This is a genomic window from Brochothrix sp. (assembly GCF_017549435.1).
Taxonomy (GTDB): domain Bacteria; phylum Bacillota; class Bacilli; order Lactobacillales; family Listeriaceae; genus Brochothrix; species Brochothrix thermosphacta.
In genome coordinates this window covers 1-14,055 of record NZ_JAFYUW010000059.1, presented here as the reverse complement: position 1 = coordinate 14,055, position 14,055 = coordinate 1, and the positions used below count along the sequence as shown (strand labels likewise).

General features: G+C 36.3%; 14 protein-coding genes, 2 tRNA genes and 1 rRNA gene. 2 read left to right on the top strand and 15 right to left on the bottom strand.

The features are described from left to right. Positions 1-12: 12 nt before the first annotated feature. From IKV95_RS04160 to IKV95_RS04140, 5 genes are all read right to left on the bottom strand, one after another. Positions 13-1,281, bottom strand: a complete 1,269-nt coding sequence (locus IKV95_RS04160) for a UDP-N-acetylglucosamine 1-carboxyvinyltransferase (RefSeq protein WP_029090891.1) — start codon at positions 1,279-1,281, stop codon at positions 13-15. 272 nt (positions 1,282-1,553) lie between these two features. Continuing rightward, the gene (locus IKV95_RS04155) at positions 1,554-3,155 is read right to left on the bottom strand and encodes a CTP synthase (RefSeq protein WP_069125925.1); all 1,602 of its coding nucleotides are present in this window, start codon (positions 3,153-3,155) and stop codon (positions 1,554-1,556) included. Positions 3,156-3,375: 220 nt separating this feature from the next. Continuing rightward, positions 3,376-3,882 (bottom strand): DNA-directed RNA polymerase subunit delta, encoded by a 507-nt coding sequence (gene rpoE, locus IKV95_RS04150; protein ID WP_029090893.1) that lies wholly within the window; start codon positions 3,880-3,882, stop codon positions 3,376-3,378. 292 nt (positions 3,883-4,174) lie between these two features. After that, positions 4,175-5,851 carry an arginine--tRNA ligase gene (argS, locus tag IKV95_RS04145; protein ID WP_029090894.1) on the bottom strand — a complete coding sequence of 559 codons (1,677 nt, stop codon included), beginning with the start codon at positions 5,849-5,851 and terminating at the stop codon, positions 4,175-4,177. Beyond that, on the bottom strand, positions 5,841-6,299 hold the full coding sequence (locus IKV95_RS04140; protein ID WP_069118715.1) for a YwiB family protein: 459 nt from the start codon (positions 6,297-6,299) through the stop codon (positions 5,841-5,843). Before IKV95_RS04140 ends, argS begins: the two co-directional genes overlap by 11 nt. A gap of 201 nt (positions 6,300-6,500) precedes the next feature. Between IKV95_RS04140 and IKV95_RS04135 the strand changes: the two genes are divergently transcribed. After that, a complete protein-coding gene (locus tag IKV95_RS04135; protein ID WP_029090895.1) occupies positions 6,501-6,686 on the top strand; it encodes a 2-hydroxymuconate tautomerase in 186 nt (61 codons plus the stop codon). A gap of 68 nt (positions 6,687-6,754) precedes the next feature. Here the strand turns inward: IKV95_RS04135 and IKV95_RS04130 are convergent, their stop codons facing one another. From IKV95_RS04130 to IKV95_RS04100, 7 genes are all read right to left on the bottom strand, one after another. After that, positions 6,755-7,159, bottom strand: coding sequence for a hypothetical protein (locus tag IKV95_RS04130; protein WP_029090896.1), 405 nt, complete (start codon positions 7,157-7,159; stop codon positions 6,755-6,757). A gap of 12 nt (positions 7,160-7,171) precedes the next feature. Further along, complete coding sequence (locus tag IKV95_RS04125) at positions 7,172-8,482, bottom strand: HD domain-containing protein (RefSeq protein WP_029090897.1); 1,311 nt, start codon at positions 8,480-8,482, stop codon at positions 7,172-7,174. 20 nt (positions 8,483-8,502) lie between these two features. After that, complete coding sequence (locus tag IKV95_RS04120) at positions 8,503-9,321, bottom strand: lipoate--protein ligase family protein (RefSeq protein ID WP_287451432.1); 819 nt, start codon at positions 9,319-9,321, stop codon at positions 8,503-8,505. Between the two features lie 201 nt (positions 9,322-9,522). Next, the gene (gene argF / locus IKV95_RS04115) at positions 9,523-10,506 is read right to left on the bottom strand and encodes an ornithine carbamoyltransferase (RefSeq protein ID WP_036026868.1); all 984 of its coding nucleotides are present in this window, start codon (positions 10,504-10,506) and stop codon (positions 9,523-9,525) included. 156 nt (positions 10,507-10,662) lie between these two features. Further along, entirely contained in the window at positions 10,663-10,920 is a 258-nt protein-coding gene (locus IKV95_RS04110) for a hypothetical protein (RefSeq protein ID WP_036026879.1), read from the bottom strand. A gap of 152 nt (positions 10,921-11,072) precedes the next feature. Next, on the bottom strand, positions 11,073-11,417 hold the full coding sequence (locus IKV95_RS04105) for a YxeA family protein (protein WP_029090901.1): 345 nt from the start codon (positions 11,415-11,417) through the stop codon (positions 11,073-11,075). A 105-nt stretch (positions 11,418-11,522) separates the two neighbouring features. Then, complete coding sequence (locus IKV95_RS04100) at positions 11,523-12,374, bottom strand: VOC family protein (protein WP_029090902.1); 852 nt, start codon at positions 12,372-12,374, stop codon at positions 11,523-11,525. A 147-nt stretch (positions 12,375-12,521) separates the two neighbouring features. On the opposite strand from IKV95_RS04100, the gene IKV95_RS04095 reads away from it, so the two are divergent. Beyond that, on the top strand, positions 12,522-13,664 hold the full coding sequence (locus IKV95_RS04095) for an amidohydrolase (RefSeq protein WP_287451431.1): 1,143 nt from the start codon (positions 12,522-12,524) through the stop codon (positions 13,662-13,664). Between the two features lie 50 nt (positions 13,665-13,714). On the opposite strand, the gene IKV95_RS04090 is transcribed toward IKV95_RS04095, so the two are convergent. From IKV95_RS04090 to rrf, 3 genes are all read right to left on the bottom strand, one after another. Further along, positions 13,715-13,787: transfer RNA gene (locus IKV95_RS04090), tRNA-Thr, on the bottom strand. Between the two features lie 48 nt (positions 13,788-13,835). Further along, positions 13,836-13,908, bottom strand: a tRNA-Asn gene (locus IKV95_RS04085). A gap of 6 nt (positions 13,909-13,914) precedes the next feature. Then, a 5S ribosomal RNA gene (rrf, locus tag IKV95_RS04080) occupies positions 13,915-14,030 on the bottom strand. Positions 14,031-14,055: the final 25 nt, after the last annotated feature.

Here is a 14,055-nt window from a genome sequence, read left to right as displayed (position 1 = left end):
CCTTTATCTATTTTATTTATGCGACGTTCGCTCAATTTCCGCACCTAAACCTTGTAATTTTTCAATAATATTAGAGTAGCCACGTTCAATATGGCTGACTTCTTGAATAATTGTTTCACCAGATGCAATCAAACCTGCAGTAACAAGCGCAGCACCTGCTCTTAAATCCGAAGCAGTAACAACTGTTCCACTAAGTGTTGCAGCCTCTTTTACGATCGCTGTTCGACCTTCGACATATATATGCGCGCCCATACGATTCAATTCATCGACCTGTTTAAAACGTGCAGAATAAATGTTATCAGTAACAACAGAAGCGCCATCAGCTTGTGTTAATAACGTCACAAATGGTTGCTGCAAATCTGTCGGAAATCCAGGATATGTCATCGCTTGAATATCAACAGGTTGTAACAATTCCTCATGCGGTTTCACAATAACGTAATCCTCACCCAATTCAAGCGGCACATTCATCTCTAGCAACTTAGCAACAAGCGGTTCAAGATGCTCTAGGATAACATTGTCAATTTGCACATGACCATTTGTAGCAGCAGCCATAATCATATATGTCCCCGCTTCAATACGATCAGGGATAACAACATGACGACAAGAGTGAAGGTAATCCACTCCTACAATACGGATACGATCCGTCCCTGCTCCAACAATACGTGCACCCATTTGATTTAATAATGATGCCACATCTACAATTTCAGGTTCCTTCGCTGCATTTTCAATCACTGTTTGCCCCTCTGCTTTAACAGCAGCTAGCATTAGATTAATTGTCGCACCCACACTTGCAGTATCTAAATACATACGGTTACCTAACATTTTTTCAGCACGCAAATAAATGGCACCCTGTTCATTCGTTACTTTTGCACCCAGTGCCTCGAAACCTTTAATATGCTGATCAATCGGTCGGGGTCCAAGATAGCAGCCACCCGGTAAACCGACAACAGCTTCATTAAAACGACCCAACATTGCTCCCATCAGATAATAAGAAGCACGTAATTTTTTCACATTACCTTCCGGCAACGGCATAGAAACCATTGCTCGAGGATCAATCTCAAAAGTACCTGGTGCTAATTCGGTGACAGTTCCACCAATTTCTGACAAAATTTCAAACAAAGTATGTGTATCTGATATATCTGGTACGCCTTCCAAAATAACGGGTTCATCACCTAAAATCAAAGCAGGTATTAACGCAACCGCACTGTTTTTCGATCCATCTATTTTTACTTTTCCATTTAATGGTTTGCCACCCTTAATTTTAAATACATCTGTTGTCATAGGTTACTCCTTTAAATTAATTTTCATATCATATCGCTAGGTCACTTTTTTTATGGAATCTCACTCTATTGTTGTAGACATTCTGCCTTTATATCTTAACGAATGATGTAAGTATAGCATTATACCCATCTTTATAATTAACTTTAGTATAACATCATACGATTACTTTGTATTTTAATTACTATTCTTTATTGGTATTTATATGTTTCAAAAAAAAGACAAAAAAAGCAACTGTCTCATTTTTGGTAATGAGACAATCACTTTCCGTTATATTATTTAGTTTTAATAGATGCTGCGATAAAATCTGCAAACAAACCTTGAGGACGATTAGGACGAGAAACGAATTCCGGATGGAATTGCGCTGCTACGAACCAAGGATGATTTTCAAGTTCGACAATTTCAACAAGACGACCGTCCGGTGAAACACCTGAGAAGATCATACCTGCTTCTTCAAGTTGCTCACGATACGTGTTATTGAATTCATAACGGTGACGGTGACGTTCTTCGACTTCTGTTACATTGCCATAAGCAGCAGCCGTTTTTGTTCCCGCTTTAAGAACACTTGGATAAAGACCTAAACGAAGCGTTCCACCCAAATCTTCAACACCATTTTGATCTGGTAACAATGCAATAATTGGATGTTTTGTTTCAGGATCAATCTCTGCTGAATTAGCACCCTCCAAACCAACTACATGACGTGCGTATTCAATTGTTGCTAATTGCATACCTAAACAAATACCGAAGAACGGAATTTTATTTTCACGTGCGTATTTTATTGTTTGAATTTTACCTTCGATACCTCGATCACCAAAACCACCTGGAACTAAAATACCATCAGCTTTACCTAATACCTCGGCAACATTTTCAGCAGTGATATCTTCTGCTTGTACCCAATCAATATTTATTTTAGCATCATGACTATAACCCGCATGACGAAGCGCTTCTGCTACTGATAAATAAGCATCTTGCAAACTTACATACTTACCTACTAACGCGATATTAACTTCTTTAGACAGATTCTGAACTTTAGCCGCCAAAGCGCCCCACTCTTCCATGTTCGCTTCTGGTGCATCAATATTTAACTTATCACAAACAATTTGATCTAAGTTTTGTTTTTGTAACGCTAACGGAATTTCATATAATGTCGGTGCATCAATACACTCAATAACTTCTTCTTTTTTAATATCACAGAACATCGCTAATTTTTCACGCATGCTTTCTGTAATCGGACGATCTGCACGCACAACAATAATATTTGGTTGGATTCCTAAACTACGCAGCTCTTTAACACTATGTTGTGTTGGTTTTGTTTTCATTTCACCTGCAGCTTTGATATAAGGAATCAAAGTAGTATGCAAGTATAAAATGTTTTCTGAACCCACTTCTGTTTTAATTTGTCGAATGGCTTCAATAAATGGTAACGATTCAATATCACCAACAGTACCACCAATTTCCGTGATAACAATATCCGCTTTTGTTAAGCGACTCGCGCGATAAACACGGTCTTTAATTTCATTTGTAATATGCGGGATAACTTGAACTGTTCCGCCCAAATAATCGCCACGGCGTTCTTTTTTCAATACTTCTGAATAAATTTTACCAGTTGTTACATTGCTGTTTTGATTAAGGTTAATATCAATAAAACGCTCATAATGCCCTAAATCAAGGTCAGTTTCCGCACCATCATCAGTTACAAATACTTCACCATGTTGATAAGGACTCATTGTCCCTGGATCCACATTAATATAAGGGTCAAATTTTTGAATAGTGACACTTAATCCTCGGTTCTTTAATAATCTCCCTAAAGATGCGGCTGTGATTCCTTTTCCAATAGACGAAACCACGCCTCCTGTTACAAAAATATACTTCGTCACGTTCGTTTCCTCCTTTGAATTATCGCTATAAATCGGCGAATTTTTACTGTTACTGTCAGGTTGCTTACCTCGTGTTAAAAAAGATAAAGTGCCCCCGTTACTTAATAAAAAAAGTAAGGGAGCACTTCGTTACGATTACTTATTTGTCCTTAATTTAATGTAAGGAGCCCAAAAAGAATAATACCGAAAAATATTTAATTCGTCAAGTGATTATACGATATTAAATTTCATCTTTATCATCGACAATTGTCAATTCGCCTTCAATACCGTCTGGCAAGTGATCTTTTAAGTCACCATCGATATCGTCATCATCTGCATTTTTATCAGATAATACGATTGGTTCTTCACCAAGTTCAGGTTCTTTTTCTTCGAAGTCTTCTTCTTCATCTTCGATTTCGTCAACTTCAGCAACTGCTGCTTTTTTACGACGTTTTTTAGGTTTCGCTAACTCTTGAACCTCTTCATCGATTGCATCTAATGGATACCAATCGCGTAAGCCCCATGTGTTATGTCCTAATGAGATAAATGTTCCAGCAGTATTCAAATCTGTATAGAATTGAACTAAACGCTCTTGCATTTCCGTTTGGCTCATCCCTTTAAATTCACTCATAACAGTCGTGAGGTCTTTAAATGGCATAACTTCTTTTTTCTCATCTAAAATGTGATACGCAAGTTCTATCAACGACATTTCTTGGCGTTGTTCATCCGTCAAATGATTCAAGATCAAAATCGACACGTCCTTTCAAATTTACATCTACCAATGTTTGTTACCGTGCTAAATTAAAACGCACAAATATAGGGCTTTAACCATAATTTGCCTATTTTATACAATATACATCTAATTCTACTACATTATGACTATTTTTTCAACAAATCCCAACTCAAAACAAACAGTAGTACACTGAGTAGCATTATCGGGATTGATCCGAGCATTTTATCGTACACAAAATAGAGCGTAATACTAAACGCAATAAACAAAACAAGCCAAATAATGCTTTTTTTCACCCTAATCACCTCAATTACATTTTTTCAGGTGCAGAAACGCCAATCAATGATAATGCATTTTGTAATGTAATACGAACCGCTTCACAAAGAGCTAAACGCGCTTTTGATTGTGCAATATTTTCCACATCAATTACGTGCGAATGGTTATAAAAACGGTGGAATGTGCTTGCTAAATCATGTAAGTAACGTGTAATACGTTGTGGTGCGCGTTTTTTAGCTGCTTCAATTACGACACTGTGGTAATCACCAAGCATTTTCAATACAGCAAGTTCACTTTCATTTTCAAGAAGTGATGCATCATAATCAGCATAACCGCCAACAATACCTTTTTCAGCTGCTGAAGAAAGCATACGACAAATACGTGCATGAGCATATTGCACATAAAAGACAGGGTTTTCACTTGATTGTGATGTTGCTAAATCTAAATCGAAATCTAAATGAGTATCACTTGAACGCATTGCAAAATAATAACGCGCAGCATCTAATCCAACCATATCAACTAAATCACGCATAGTCACTGATTTACCAGTACGCTTACTCATCTTAACAATTTCGTCGCCCTTCATTAAACGAACTAATTGAATAATTTGGACTTCAAACTGATCCGCGTTATAACCTAGCGCTTGAATTGCCCCATTCATACGCGCGATATAGCCATGATGATCCGCTCCCCAAACATCAATTAATGTATCGAAGCCGCGATCAAATTTATTTTTATGGTAGGCAATATCTGGGAACAGATACGTGTAACTACCATCTGATTTAATTAACACACGGTCTTTATCATCGCCAAATTCAGTTGATTTAAACCAAGTTGCTCCACCTTCTTCAAAGATACGACCACTTTTTTTCATAACATCCAACGTCGGCAATACTTTGTTATCATCATATAACGTTTGTTCCGAGAACCACGTATCAAAATTAACGCGGAAATCGCTCAAATCTTTTTTCAATTTAGCTAATTCATATGCCAAACCTTCTTCACGGAAAACGCGACGACGTTCTTCTAATTTATCTTCGCCAATAAATTGATCGCCATATTTATCAACCAATTGTTGAGCTAACGTTAAAATATCTTGTCCGCGATAACCATCTTCTGGAAATTCCCATTCAACATTTAACACCTCATGATAACGCGCTTCAGTTGAAAGTACGAGATTCATAATTTGATTACCCGCATCATTGATATAATACTCACGTGATACATCAAAGCCAGCTTTATTCATAATGTTGGCTAACGAGTCACCGATAGCTGCGCCACGTCCATGACCTAAATGTAAATCACCTGTTGGATTTGCCGAAACGAACTCAATCAACACACGTTCTTTTTCACCAAATTCACTTTGTCCATAGGCATCTTTTTCAGTAATGATTTGTGAAACTAATTCTGTTAAATACGCATTGTTTAATGTGAAATTAATAAAGCCTGGTCCTGCAATATCTACTTTTTCAATATTCAACGCCTCTGTATCTAACTTTTCAACCAAAGCTTCTGCAATTGCACGTGGCGCTTTTTTTGCGACTCTTGCTAACTGCATCGCAATGTTAGTTGCAAAATCACCATGTGTTTTGTCCTTAGGTGTATCTAATATAATCGACGGCATATTTTCAGCATCAGTTAATCCTGCTGCAATAACTGCGTCAGCAATCCCTTGACGAATCGCTGCTTCTTTTTGTAACTTAATACTCATTCGTTATTTCCTCCTCAATTCTAAATCTCATTTGAAATGTTCCCATACTATGCTGTCCATCTTCGCTGTGTAAGTCATAATGCAGTTCTATTTGATAGATACGATCTGTCACTTGTTTACGATGAATCATTGTTCGTTTGGTTGCCAAACGCATTTTACCTTGACTCGTCTCATAGGTCCCAACAGATGTTGTTTCAGGTACTAGTGGTAAATTCATATTGATTGCTCCTCGTCGGATAATCAACGCACGATCGGCCATCAACTTAATAGTTGTACGCACCTCGTTACCGTCCATATACTCATTGTATCGCAAATATAGTGTGGCACCATCTTCATAAACACTGCCTTCAAAGAATTGTGCGACTTTCTCTTCCTGTTCACCTGTTATTTCAGTTACAAGATTAATTTTCACAGGTTGTCGCTTCATTTCATTGTTTTTATTTGTCATATTATCGACTCCTTCTAAAAACAATACCATATGCCATTTTATCACAAATAAATGGTTTTTTGATTGTTTCTTGCAATTTAAATTCATATACCAGTTAAAGCTTTCATTTATTTATGAAAATAATTCTTTTTTGTGAATCGCTATATTTTTTCTTTCAATTGGCGTATATTTAAGTTATCACATATTACAGGAGGTACTCTAATGCCCATCGTAACAATCAAACTACTTGAAGGACGTTCAATCGAACAGAAACGAGCACTTGTAAAAGAAGTAACTGAAGCTATTTCTCGCACCGCTAATGCCCCAAAAGAAAACATCCATATTATTTTGGAAGATATGGCTAAATCAGATTATGCCACTGAAGGCGTATTGAAAAGCGATATCTAAACCGCTTCAAGCTTTATCTGCTCACCAATTGAACAAATATTAACTACTATCCTCGGATAGTAGTTTTTTTATGCGTTGCGTATTAAGCGGCGTAATACACCTAACAATAGGGCTGTCTGTTGGACAATCACTTCATCTGATAATCGTTCACCTGTGTTTTCTAATAATTGTAATAACGTCATCATATCGTCAACAGCTAATGTAACGTGTTGTTTTTGTTTTGTAGCCAGCCAGCTGGATGTCCAAATACTTATCGTCTGTAATCGCTCTCTAATTGGCAGTTGCTGCAGTGTTTGTTCCAAGTTTGCAAAAGTATTTTCTGCTATTGTTACAGGCTTGGTTGTATCTGTTCGTTTCTGTTCAACGAGCCATACTTCTTGTTCTTCTTGGTACTTTGGATCCATACGTAAACCACGCAAGGTATTTACATTACTGATTTTCCCGTAACTCAAGGGAGTTGTTTTCTTTTTCATAACTACCGCCTCTTATAATTTTGATCTTTTATGTGCTGAAATAAGCTTTTTAATAGCTATCATTTGTTTTTCAGTGGCCTTTGTCTCTATATCTTCTGGATAGAATATTTTTATATCAGTCTTAGTTTTACCACTGATTGCTTTGACAATGGGTGAACATTCAGACAGTTCCATTAATGTATTATCTTTTTGTTTTATCGTGATAGGTAACCGTTGATTCTTACCTGGTCGATATAAATCATAGGGTAAATCACTTGAAGAATGGATTTGTATATAATACTCAGGATTATACCCAACTTCTTGATAGAGCTGACGCAATTTTTCATAAAAAACACTATCTGTATCTGGATCATAATCACAGTATTTAAAAAGTTTCCTGTTCATATAACGTGAACATAAATCCCTCAATATCGAGTCTTCCTCTTCTTGCCAAATTAAGAAATGATAACGCATGACATCATCATCTAACTTCAAATAATCTGCTAAAGATACTGTGCGCTCAAAGAAAGGAATTAACAAAAACAGCTCATGTTTAAATTGATAACCTTTCAAATATAATGCCTTTGCTCGTCTAAATATTTGGTTAACAATCACTTCCGCGCTGCGTGTTACCGGATGAAAATATACCTGCATGTACATTTGGTAACGGCTCATCACATGATCTTCGACAGCGTGCATTCCTTTTTCTTCTATCACAACTGTATTGCCAAAAGGCATCATCACACGTAAAATACGCTCGATATCAAAGGTGCCATAACTAACACCCGTAAAATAAGCATCCCTCAGTAAATAATCCATCCGATCGGCATCAATCTGACTGGATATCAAGTTAACAATCACTTGATTTTCATACGATTTATCAATTACCTTGGCAACTTTCATCGGAAAATCAGCATTGATTTGTGATAATATTTGGTTGACTTCAGTATGTGGATCTAAAATAATCTTTTTTGTGTATTCCTCATGATCTGTATCAAAAACAGCTTCAAATGTATGCGAAAAAGGGCCATGTCCAACATCATGTAAAAGGGCAGCTGATAAAGCAACCAGATACTCTTCTGTATCTTTAGTGATAGCCCAACCATTCGTATTTTCACGAATACCTAATATGCGGCGCATGATTTCATAAACACCTAAAGAATGCGTGAACCTACTATGTTCTGCTGTCGGAAATGTTAAATTAGTCATTCCTAATTGCTTAACACGACGTAATCTTTGCATTTCTTTTGTTTGAATCAACGACCAAATCAAAGTATCCTGAACATGGATATAACGATGAATCGGATCTTTAATGACTTTTTCATCCTTTAATTTATTAATCATGCCCTCACCTCTCTTGGTATTTAATAGTCAACAATCGCTTGATTTCGTTTCTTTAATCGTTCCATAAAATAGGGCAACCGTGCATATTCTTCCTCTGTTAAGGGTATCTCACTTGTTTGCATCAACGTTAACAATCGTTGGTTGACGTCTTCTAAGCTAAGAGGGATTGCTAATAAATCACTTAATGTACTCATCACTTCATTTTTCACAACTGGGTATTGAATACGCGTTTCTTCTCCCTTTTTCCCAATGGCATAAAAGTCACGAATTAAATCTGCACGTTGCGCCTGATTACCGTTTACACTTAAATAGATTTGCACTGCAATTGCACCATTTGCACGACGTTGTGAAATGCCTGCAAACTTTTTACCATTGATACTTAAATCATAACTCCCTGGGCAATATGAGTGTACAATTTCTTTAGCTTCAATTTCCACTGGAAAATCAGCGAACATCTTTGAAATCAAGGCTTTCATTGCCTCATAGCCATCATCTATACTGATAGACTCCTTTGGCTCATTAAGGATTAACGATAAATTATAGACACCTTCATCCAATACAACAGCCAAACCACCCGAATGGCGCATTACCACATCATAACCTGACTCTTTTAGAAACTGCACTGCTTCTTTAAAATAAGGCAGTCTTTGATCTTGAATACCTACAACAATCGTTTTAGGATGACACCACGAACGAAGTAATCCTGACATCCCCATTTCTTTGCTGATACTTTCACTTAAAACGTCATCAGTTGCAAATGAATACAGGGCCGATTCAGTTGATAAAGGAGCAGCTTGATTTATCCAACGCCACTCTTGTATACCCGTTAACAAGCTCATAACACATCTTCCTTTTCTCTTTTTTCAATAAGTTTATTATACCACGAGCCTTATAACTAGTAACTTTTTTACATTATTCTCAAAAAAAAGAACCTTTTCAAAAGATTCTTTTTTAACCCTAGTAAAACCAAGACTCAATGATTTTACAAATAACACTCATATTCTATTACATTTTCCGTAGTATACACGCATAATAAACCGTTATAATTGATGATAACTCGCAACCATAATCGCCTTAATTGTATGCATCCGATTTTCAGCCTGATCAAAAACCAATGAATCCTTCGAACGGAAAACAGCATCAGTAACTTCCAGTTCTGCTAGACCATAACTATGATACACTTCTTTTCCTACTTCAGTTTCCAAATCATGAAAAGCAGGTAGACAATGAAGAAACACGCTTTTTTTACCGGTAGCTGTCATCAGCGCTTCATTTACTTGATAGTTTTTCAGAAGTTTAATACGCTCTTCATACTGATTTTCTTCCCCCATGGAGACCCAAACATCTGTGTAAATAGCATCCGCACCCTTAACATCTTCTATGTTATCTGAAACAAAATAGGTTGCTCCAGATATCTGTGAACATTGCTGTGCGATATCGACAATGTTTGCTGCTGGCTGTAATTGTTTTGGTGCAATTATAACAACGTTAACGCCTACTTTAAGACAACCGATGGTTAAGCTATTAGCGACATTATTACGTCCATCTCCTACAAAACACACCGTGAGACCTTTTAAATACCCAAAATGTTCTTTTAGAGTCAATAGATCTGCGAACATTTGTGTTGGATGCCATTCATCAGTCAAACCATTCCAAACAGGTACGCCTGAATGTTGCGCTAAACCGTCTACGACCGATTGTTTAGCCCCACGATATTCAATCCCATCGAACATGCGACCTAATACTTTTGCTGTATCTTCTAACGATTCTTTGGTCCCAAATTGAATATCAGCTTTGCCTAAAAATTCTGGAAAAGCGCCTAAATCATTAGCCGCGACAGTGAATGCCGCACGAGTTCGCGTTGAAGTTTTTTCGAATAACAAAGCAATATTTTTACCTGCTAATAACTGGGGACGTTTCCCTGCTTTTTTTTGAGCTTTTAATTTAAAAGCAAGGTCTAGTATCGTTAATATTTCTTTCTCTGTCAGTAAATTATCTGCTGTTAATGAATTCAATGTCGGCATTTATACTAACCACCTTTTATTTCATTTATTTTATTTATTATATCTTAAAATGAATATTTATACAACTTGATTGTATTTTTATTAGTTTTTACGTACAAAAAAGACTACTGAATTAAAACAATAGTCTTGCGTTTTACTATGTAAGTCTGTGGATTGTTAATTTGATGTTTCTTTGAAATCGTAAGGTCGATATTTCTTTCTAAGTGCAGCTTGTTCAATTCGTCTTTTTTCAATATCTGATCTAAAATAGAGTTTAACACTGCCCTTTTGCACTTGTTCGATTTTATTTCGGAGCACAAGTGAATAGAGCGCTTGTTTGGTGATTTGTAATGTATCTAAGACTTCCTGGGTAGATAAAAACTCATTGTCTAAAATTTCTAACAATTCATTGCGTTTCCACTTTTTCTTAACCATTATAAGCGCCTCCCTAAAAACATATTTTAACCATATAACGAAAAATAACACCTTGAAAAATATTACTTATCCTTATTCTACACTATAAACACTACAAAAAGAACAGATTTTTAGAATTGTTTTCAAAAATCTGTTCTTTGTAAAATATATATCTATTTTAGCGGAGCTTTTGCTTTGTCTGGGATATCTTTAAATTGTACTTCTTCATATGTTTTAACACCGCTTTTGTGTTTAAATTCACTGACCTTTAAATAATGATTAAGTTTAAGTGGTCTCTCTAAATTGCCATTAAACGCCATTACTTTTTTTGTGCCGTCCTCATCATAACCATTCAATTCATATGCATAGGAAGTGTACGTTTCATTATCAGCTTTTGTCACAACTTTTTTACCTTCATTTGTAATTTTCACATAATAATCATTCGTTTGTCCCATATACCAATTATAGCCACCAAAAAGTAGTACGGCTAGTATTAATACACCTAAAAAATATTTCATTTATTTATCGCTCCTTCTTACCTATAGTATCTACCATCAACTATACATAAAAAAGTACGCGGCAACCATCGATGAATCTTACAAAAAATCTACCCAAAGTGACATTTACGTACGCTTAGAACTTTGCTCTAATTTTATTGTTATTCCATTAGGATCAACAACAAATACACCTGCAGCTTTATTATTAATTGTATAACCTCCAGCTACTAATTTCGCTATGATTTGCTCACGATTATCAAATATCATCGTATAGTAAATCAAACCAACATCTTCAGTTAAACGTGGGTCTAATTGATGTCCAATCCAATTGTTAGTTGCTATTTGATGATGATATAAACCTCGGGACATAAATAAAGCACGCGGTATTAAAGTTTTAATATCAAAATTCAGAATTTCATGATAAAATTTACGACTTTCGGCAATATCACTTACTTGTAAATGGACATGTCCTACAATTGTGCCCTTTGGCATACCATCCCAAAATGGTTCTTTAATCTCTGTTAACAAATCATTAACATCGACTGCATTCGTTGCAGATGTAATCATTCCACTTTCACTTATATCCCACGTATCATAAGGACGATCTGCATAAATTTCAATGCCATTTCCATCAGGATCATTCAAATAAAAAGCCTCGCTGTATAAATGATCACCTGCACCACCAATTTCAAAGTTATTGGTTGCCATATGGTACACAAATTGAGCAAGTGCTTCACGTGTGGGTAGTAAAATTGCAACATGATATAAGCCCGCATGATCCGTATTAGAATTATTGGTTGCACCCTCTACTAATCTAATAAGTGGCATAGTATCCTCACTTATTCCCAAATCAGTATAATTTTCATTCTCAGATAATACAGTTAAACCAAGCGTATTTTTATAAAAATCGACAGCTCTTTTTAAATTAGTTATGTTTAAAGCTACTGTTCCTAATTGCATATCACTTTGATAGTTCATATTAATCGACTCCCTTTAATTACTATAACTCTATTAAAACATATTCCGTCTTCTTTGTCTAACTAAAAGTAAGTAAGTTACTAATTGTTAAATTTGATTTTTATTATTTTACAGATTAATATTAATATCATCTAGAGGAGGCTTACAATGACAACATTTGAAACTTATTTAATTGATTTTCGACATGAATTACATCAACATCCTGAAATTTCTAAACAAGAATTTGAAACTACCAGACGTATTCGTGAGCAACTAATTGCGCACAATATCGATATTCTACCTCTTTCTATGCCAACAGGGATTATTGCTGAGATAAAAGGTGATTTACCTGGTCCAGTCATTGCATTGCGCGGTGATATAGATGCTCTACCCATTGAAGAGGAAAGTAATATCTCTTTTCGCTCATTAAATAAAGGTGCAATGCATGCTTGTGGACACGATTTACATACAACAGTTCTATTAGGTGCGGCAATCCGTCTGTCACAATTAAAAGATAAAATAAAAGGCACTATTCGTTTTATTTTCCAACCCGGCGAAGAAATTGCCTATGGTGCTGCTGAGATGTTAAAAACACATCTTCTAGACGATGTATCTGCTATTTTTGGCTGGCATAATGATCCAGAGCTCCCAATTGGAACAGTTGCAAGTGCTCATGGCCCTGTTACTGCTTCAGTCGATGCCTTTGACATAAAAATAACGGGTAAAGGTTCACATGCTGCTAAACCAAATGAAGGTAATGATCCCTTTATTATAGCAGCACAAGTTCTTACTGCCTTTCAAACAATTATTAGTCGCTACCTTCCATCACAAACAAATGCGGTAGTGAGTATTACTCAAATGCACGGTGGGAACAATAGAAATGTAATTCCTGAAACAGTCAGTCTCAGTGGTACTGTTCGTGCATTTGATGCCGCAATTGTTGAAACCATAAAAAATCGTATGTCTCAAATATTAGCTGGATTAGCCGTCACAAACGATGCAAAAATCGATTTAGAATGGGTAGAAGAATTTTCACCAGCAACAAATAACAACCCAGAATTAACCGATTTCGCAACATTAGTTGCTTCTGAATCTGGTTTTTCAACAACCTCAATGTCCCCATTATCTATAGGTGAAGATTTTGCGAATTTCCAACTTCAAATACCAGGAGCCTTCGTTTTCATTGGTTCTGGTGGACCTTACGCGCTACATCATCCCAAGTTTGAAGCTGACGATAAAATACTCTTACCTATTGTAAACTACTTTACTAGCCTTGCTTTACAAGCACCGAACTTTATTGCAAACAAATAAGAAAGAGGATCACTATCGTATGATAGTGATCCTCTTATATGTATAATAGAAGCCATTTGCCGGGATCGAACCGGCGACCTCATCCTTACCATGGATGCGCTCTACCAACTGAGCTAAAACGGCATTATACAAAATTAGAGCACAACTAAGTTGCACTCTAATTTCTAAATACTCCGCAAGTAGGGCTCGAACCTACGACAACACGATTAACAGTCGTGTGCTCTACCAACTGAGCTATTGCGGATAATTGGCTTGGCAACGTCCTACTCTCACAGGGGGAAACCCCCAACTACCATCGGCGCTAAAGAGCTTAACTACTGTGTTCGGGATGGGAACAGGTGTATCCTCTTTGCTATCGTCACCAAACAGTTTTTAAATTCTACCTAAGCTT

Bases quoted from the DNA above. Each gene is read 5' to 3' on its own strand.
- IKV95_RS04160 (WP_029090891.1), bottom strand. From the start codon at position 1,281: ATGACAACAGATGTATTTAAAATTAAGGGTGGCAAACCATTAAATGGA.
- argS (WP_029090894.1), bottom strand. From the start codon at position 5,851: ATGAGTATTAAGTTACAAAAAGAAGCAGCGATTCGTCAAGGGATTGCT.
- IKV95_RS04140 (WP_069118715.1), bottom strand. From the start codon at position 6,299: ATGACAAATAAAAACAATGAAATGAAGCGACAACCTGTGAAAATTAAT.
- IKV95_RS04135 (WP_029090895.1), top strand. From the start codon at position 6,501: ATGCCCATCGTAACAATCAAACTACTTGAAGGACGTTCAATCGAACAG.
- IKV95_RS04130 (WP_029090896.1), bottom strand. From the start codon at position 7,159: ATGAAAAAGAAAACAACTCCCTTGAGTTACGGGAAAATCAGTAATGTA.
- IKV95_RS04125 (WP_029090897.1), bottom strand. From the start codon at position 8,482: ATGATTAATAAATTAAAGGATGAAAAAGTCATTAAAGATCCGATTCAT.
- IKV95_RS04120 (WP_287451432.1), bottom strand. From the start codon at position 9,321: ATGAGCTTGTTAACGGGTATACAAGAGTGGCGTTGGATAAATCAAGCT.
- argF (WP_036026868.1), bottom strand. From the start codon at position 10,506: ATGCCGACATTGAATTCATTAACAGCAGATAATTTACTGACAGAGAAA.
- IKV95_RS04110 (WP_036026879.1), bottom strand. From the start codon at position 10,920: ATGGTTAAGAAAAAGTGGAAACGCAATGAATTGTTAGAAATTTTAGAC.
- IKV95_RS04105 (WP_029090901.1), bottom strand. From the start codon at position 11,417: ATGAAATATTTTTTAGGTGTATTAATACTAGCCGTACTACTTTTTGGT.
- IKV95_RS04100 (WP_029090902.1), bottom strand. From the start codon at position 12,374: ATGAACTATCAAAGTGATATGCAATTAGGAACAGTAGCTTTAAACATA.
- IKV95_RS04095 (WP_287451431.1), top strand. From the start codon at position 12,522: ATGACAACATTTGAAACTTATTTAATTGATTTTCGACATGAATTACAT.